Below are 5,436 nucleotides of genomic sequence, written 5' to 3' on the forward strand. Positions count from 1 at the left end.
CGATAGCTGAACCCCTTCTCGGCATCTGTAAAGCGGCGTTTTTCATCGAAAATTTTACAGAAAATCAGATTGAGGAGTTCCCAGAACGCATCTTTCTTTCTTCCTTCGTTGCCGTAGAGATAATCATGACAACGCTTGAATGTGCGGATGAGGGTATCATTGGCAGCCTTGCGAGGTTGGGCACGGTCGCCCATATTTTCAAGATCTTCTATAGTTTCATCGCAACCGGGAAAATCGCTAATATCCTCAATTAGTTCATTGCCAATTTCATCTTCTTTTCTGTAGGCAAAGAATTGTTTATCTCCATTAGTCCACATGCCGAAGTCGCAGCCTGTAGCTTGGAGCGCCTTATGAAGAGTAGCCTCTACGCCTTTCTTTTTATCGCCCTCTTTCGCCTTTGAGTCATAGACAATGCAGATACGTTCTATATTTTCCGGTTCTTGTTCTGCTCCATGACGGAATATAGCCAAGTCTATAGTCATACGTTTCTTCTTTCCCTCATCATCTTCATAAGAGAAAGAGAAGTCGCGCCTCATATCCGAAAGGTCAAATTCATACTCTTCGTCCATCTGATTGATAATAGACTGGAGAAGAATTTCCTTTTCGGTGGCGGTTTTTATAGAATTGGTCAAGACACAGACAAGCTGGTTGTCGTCAAGTACAACCTCATCCTGCAACTGTGTTTTGTCGATGTCATAGTTAGCCATAATATGCAAAATTACTTCATTTTAGGTTTATTGCCATATCCATCTTTGTCCATCTTAATAATCCAGTTTTCTGATTGATGACTGTAATAAATCCTTTACGTCAACTTCAAGACTCATGGCAATCTCGGACAATGTTTCAAGTGAAGGCTGCGCTGTATTAGTACACCATTTAGACACCGTAGCAGGGTCTTTGCCAAGCTGTTGTGCCAACCATTTGTTCGTGCGCCTCTTTTCAGCGAGCACCACTTTCAGTCTGTTTAATTCTTTTCCCATTGTAAATACTGCTATAGGTATTGCGGATTGTGCAAATTTAGTGATTATTTCCGATAAGACAACGAAAAATCCGGGAAAATTCATTATCTTTGCAGTAATTTATGAGGCTTATATGTCCATCTCAATCAAGACAATATGGAAAAGAATGAATTCATATCCAGAATAAAGAAACTCGGTGCTGTAGAAAGCGTGTCGGGAGTTGTTTATCGAATTGACTCAGCCAATGATAGATATATAGTCGGTACAAGACTCTCCACTCTAAAAGAGTTCAAGATTGAGACTGATGGATTATATAAGGCTTATTGCGATATTTTAAGGGGAACAACCCCAATGACTACTACCGCATTACGCAATTATGTTAATCGCACTCAATCCCCGGCTCTCGCCATCATAATGTCACTACGTAAAATTTAATCAACTATGGATTTTGAGTTAGAGCGATTTGTCAAGGCACAGGATGATAATGACAATTATCAAACTGCCATTCAAGAATTAGAGAATGGTGAGAAAGAGAGCCACTGGATATGGTTTATATTCCCTCAAATGCGTGGTCTCGGGCGCTCGGAGATGTCGAACAGATATGGCATATGTTCACTTTATGAAGCCTACGCATATTTGAATCACGAGGAACTGCGTAACAGATTATATAATGCTGTCCGCACTCTAAATGAACATAACTATGGCAGAGACATAGAATATGTCATGGGGGACGTCGATGCGATGAAGTTAAAATCGTGTCTTACACTGTTCGATGCGGTCGAACCCGGTGGAGAATTTGACAGGGCATTGCGATATTTCTTCGATGAGGGAAGAGATGACAAGACTCTCAAACTCATAGCGAATGACCGCAAGGTTTTGGATGAAGACGTCTGGGAAAAGTTCGGAGTGAAATATCCGGAGAGAGCTTTCTTTGATGACGGTTGCCATGAAGCCAATGGAATGGAAACGGACGAGCGATGTGCAACATTTTTAGACCTTGTAAGACGAGGATACTCCATTGTAACTTTGACATGGCAGTATCTTATTAGACACGGAGATTTATTTGACAATTATCGCACATCTAACACTGAAACCACGTTACTGTCTATCGGTTTCAACTTTCTACTTAACGTGTATGAATGGCTTGATAAGCAGATTGACCCGTCTCCAATTACACAGCTTGCAGCTTTATTCCCACTTGACTTCTTTGAATATTCGGAAGGTATGACTTGGGAGCGAGTGGCATATAGACTGGACGCTCTTTTCAAGTTCATGATAAATAACCCTGTATTGTCGGGCGTAGTTGATTCTCACATAACAGCATTTTCACTTATACCACAGGAATGAAAAAGAACGCTCACAATATAATTTGTCTTGAAGCTGAATGGCTATACAATTCATGCAAAAAGGATAATCGGTTTAACCTCAAAACCGAACCTTTGCTGAACTGGCTAAAAGAGTATCATAATTGTGATGTAATATATCGCCATATATTGCATAAAGCAGACCTTCTGTATTATCTTGATTATTTCAAGCCCACAAAAAGAGAATTTAAGGACCACGAAATAATTTATTTCGCGTGTCATGGCAATGAAGCGACCATTCATCTTGAAGATGAAGATGTGGAGCTTGATGACCTTGCTGAAATTGCCGGAAACTTCTTTGAAGGCCGTATAGTCCATTTCAGTTCCTGCAAAACATTGTCTAATCCCGACGCAGCTTTGCGTTTCAAGGCTATGACTAAGGCTAAGCTTGTAAGTGGGTACACAAAATCTGTCGATCCAATGAAGAGCGCCATTGCCGATATGGCTCTTTTCAACGATTTAATGTATATTACACGCAATTTTGGACTAATCACAAATGAAGAGCGCAGTTCCTTCCGCAGGACATACAGCTCTCTTCTCAATGAGCTTGGTTTTGTAGCATATTAAGAATACTAACAATGATCTACGTCGTCAACAAGAAAAGAAAGGAAGAGAATATTCTTAGAGACTATCCCGGAGCAATCATCTTGGATATTACATCTAAATCATCTTACGCACAGAAGTTGAGCCCGTTTTATCCACACGGAAATATTCCAATACCATTTTCCAACGGAGCTACTGCTATGAGCGTAGAAGGTATATGGCAAGGGCTTAAAGTCTTTGAACACGAAGATGTGTGCATGGATTCGTTTACGAATGATACCATGAGGAATCTTAAACGTACGGTAAGACGACTTGGGTATCCGAAAGGTCACCGCAAAGGGATATATGGAACGGAACTATTGGATTATATTTCAGCAAGAATACTCATTTATCTACCTTCTTATGAATGGGTTTTGGAGAATGTTCCCGATGTCATAAACATCGTAGATAAGATAAAGAAAAAGTCAGAAGAAACAGATATTGTCCTGCTTGACTACAACACGAATCTTGATTTCCGGAATCTTTCGACTCCTCTTTCACATGCCGGATTGGTAAAGCTCTATATTGAAGGTAACTACCCACACCCCAATTTGGAAGAAGAAATCACTCTTCGTTCTTCCAATCTAACTTCAGACGAAATGCCTAAAAGGACTCAGAAGAAATCAAAAGCAAAGAGGACGACTCCCAAAGATGATACTCCTTCGCTCTTTGACTAATCAAATATTGACCTGATTCAAAACATTCATAATGAACCATGCATCGAAACCTTGAAAGACAGTTCGTTTAGGCTTCGCCTCTTCTTTATGGACTTCCAGACCATCTGAGTAAGGCGTTACTCCCACAAGCTTTTTATAAGGGATTTTCACACTTGCTGTAGGACAATGGAAGAAAAGGTTTTTGTTCGTTATAACCAGTTGACCGATGCCAATAGTCTCCATGAAACTTCTTTCAACCGGATGTCCTTTGAATGAACCGGTACGATACGTCAGTCCCTTACATATTCGATAGCTCATTCCTCTGCTCCCTCCGACATACTCTCGGGTTATCTTTTCTTGCAACATTGTGATATTGTCATATACCCACAGTGGAGCCTCGTCACGAGCCAACATTACAGGGACAGTCAATGGCTTTTTAGGGAGTGCCCCTTGTTGTAAATCCTTTAGAACTATAGCCTGACCTATACGAGAAAGGCTCTCGGTTTGATACTGCAAAGGAAGACAGTTTAACGCAATCCCCAAAGAAGATGTGTATGACTCTATCATCCTTTGCTCATTGTCCGCCAGCCAACCATCTGCCATAAACTTATCGGCGGCCTTGTTCAATACGTTGTAATATGCTTCATCACGTTGTTGTCGGCTCAAAGGAAGAACGGATGTTACGGAATCGGTACTTATTGATATTTGACTGAGTGGAACACCTTTTGCAAAGAAATCCACGACATATCCCTGAAATAGCTTTAGGGATAATCTATCAAGAGTGCCATTTTTATTAAGCGTCGCATAAGGCACTCCGACATTTGATATGAATCCCTTTATTTTGGGTAATATATCTGAATTAAATGGGCGTCGAAGTGAATCTGCGAACTCTCCAATAACATTGTCCGCACATGTAACAATATCATCCTCACTCAAGAAGTACGGATCTCTATTTCGAGAAAGCTTTGCTCCGAAATCAATGGCTGAAATAGTTCCGCTAAAGTATCGACGCATCAGATGAGTCATTCCATCAATTCCACGAGTATGCTTCTCCTCACACTCCTTATGAGAACGCGAGAAGAACCCAGCTGACTCACCACAATACTTACATTTAGCCATGTCTAAATCAATACATTAAAGGTTTCTTGTCATTCTTCTTCCAACCAGCACGATATTCTTTATCGGTAAAGAATACTTTGAGGTCAGCCTGATACTCTCGGTCAACAAAGAACACTTTTTTATCAGCCTGATATTGTCGAGGACATATAAACCAGATACCTTTGTTTTCGCTGGCTTTCGCACGATATTCCTTATCCGTCTTATAAACAATAAGATCTGCCTTGTACTCGGAATCCACTACAAATACCTTAATATCTGCTTGATATTCATGATCAACAGAATATATTTTTTGAGCAGACATTGACATGCCTACAAGCAATAAGATACCAAGTATTGAAATTCTGATTGACATAGATTCTTACTCGTTTTTACTTTCTGGATTGGGTCGTGAAACCTTGGGTATAATCTGGATTATGAATCGCTTGTTATTGTCCTCTACACGATTATCACGATTTATTCCATTAAAGCCACTTCCGGCAATGATAATCTCCGTATTATAATTTCTCAAATTTAATTCTTGTGAACGCCATTTGTTATAGAGAGCAAGAGCGCGACGATAACTAAGCCAATACATTTCCTGATTATCAGGATTGTATGTCCCAGCTGCCTTTTGGTCCCATTTTATTGCAGCAGTTCCTTCGATTACAAGTTGGTAGCTAAACCTCGGATTCTCTTCATGTAGTTTGTGCAGGATTACTTTTAAAGCTTCACCAACCTCCCTAACCTTATCAAGATACTCCGGTTTAATATTGTCAT

At 40.3% G+C, this 5,436-nt stretch carries 8 protein-coding genes and 1 pseudogene; 4 read left to right on the plus strand and 5 right to left on the minus strand.

Annotation, left to right across the window (positions count from 1 at the left end; genetic code table 11):
• Positions 1-707: type I restriction enzyme HsdR N-terminal domain-containing protein (locus JX312_RS08625; RefSeq protein WP_204457713.1), on the minus strand; the 707-nt coding region annotated here is incomplete at its 3' end.
• 54 nt (positions 708-761) lie between these two features.
• Positions 762-980 (minus strand): helix-turn-helix transcriptional regulator, encoded by a 219-nt coding sequence (locus JX312_RS08630; RefSeq protein WP_204457714.1) that lies wholly within the window; start codon positions 978-980, stop codon positions 762-764.
• Between the two features lie 135 nt (positions 981-1,115).
• Between JX312_RS08630 and JX312_RS08635 the strand changes: the two genes are divergently transcribed.
• The 4 genes from JX312_RS08635 to JX312_RS08650 all read left to right on the plus strand — a co-directional run bounded on the left by JX312_RS08635 (position 1,116) and on the right by JX312_RS08650 (position 3,582).
• Positions 1,116-1,394, plus strand: coding sequence for a hypothetical protein (locus JX312_RS08635; protein ID WP_204457715.1), 279 nt, complete (start codon positions 1,116-1,118; stop codon positions 1,392-1,394).
• A gap of 6 nt (positions 1,395-1,400) precedes the next feature.
• A complete protein-coding gene (locus tag JX312_RS08640) occupies positions 1,401-2,306 on the plus strand; it encodes a DUF1810 domain-containing protein (RefSeq protein ID WP_204457716.1) in 906 nt (301 codons plus the stop codon).
• Positions 2,303-2,890: a DUF6642 family protein gene (locus JX312_RS08645; RefSeq protein WP_204457717.1), complete on the plus strand. Its 588-nt coding sequence runs from the start codon at positions 2,303-2,305 to the stop codon at positions 2,888-2,890. Before JX312_RS08640 ends, JX312_RS08645 begins: the two co-directional genes overlap by 4 nt.
• Before the next feature lie 176 nt (positions 2,891-3,066).
• On the plus strand, positions 3,067-3,582 hold the full coding sequence (locus JX312_RS08650; protein ID WP_239653865.1) for a hypothetical protein: 516 nt from the start codon (positions 3,067-3,069) through the stop codon (positions 3,580-3,582).
• On the opposite strand, the gene JX312_RS08655 is transcribed toward JX312_RS08650, so the two are convergent.
• The 3 genes and pseudogenes from JX312_RS08655 to JX312_RS08665 form a co-directional block, all read right to left on the minus strand.
• Complete coding sequence (locus JX312_RS08655; protein ID WP_204457719.1) at positions 3,583-4,680, minus strand: hypothetical protein; 1,098 nt, start codon at positions 4,678-4,680, stop codon at positions 3,583-3,585. It abuts the gene before it with no gap.
• A 7-nt stretch (positions 4,681-4,687) separates the two neighbouring features.
• Positions 4,688-5,032, minus strand: coding sequence for a DUF6150 family protein (locus tag JX312_RS08660; RefSeq protein ID WP_204457720.1), 345 nt, complete (start codon positions 5,030-5,032; stop codon positions 4,688-4,690).
• Positions 5,033-5,038: 6 nt separating this feature from the next.
• Positions 5,039-5,436: pseudogene (locus JX312_RS08665) on the minus strand (hypothetical protein); the annotation flags it as partial.

The organism is Barnesiella sp. CU968, from assembly GCF_905219685.1.
Classification (GTDB): domain Bacteria; phylum Bacteroidota; class Bacteroidia; order Bacteroidales; family Muribaculaceae; genus Lepagella; species Lepagella muris_A.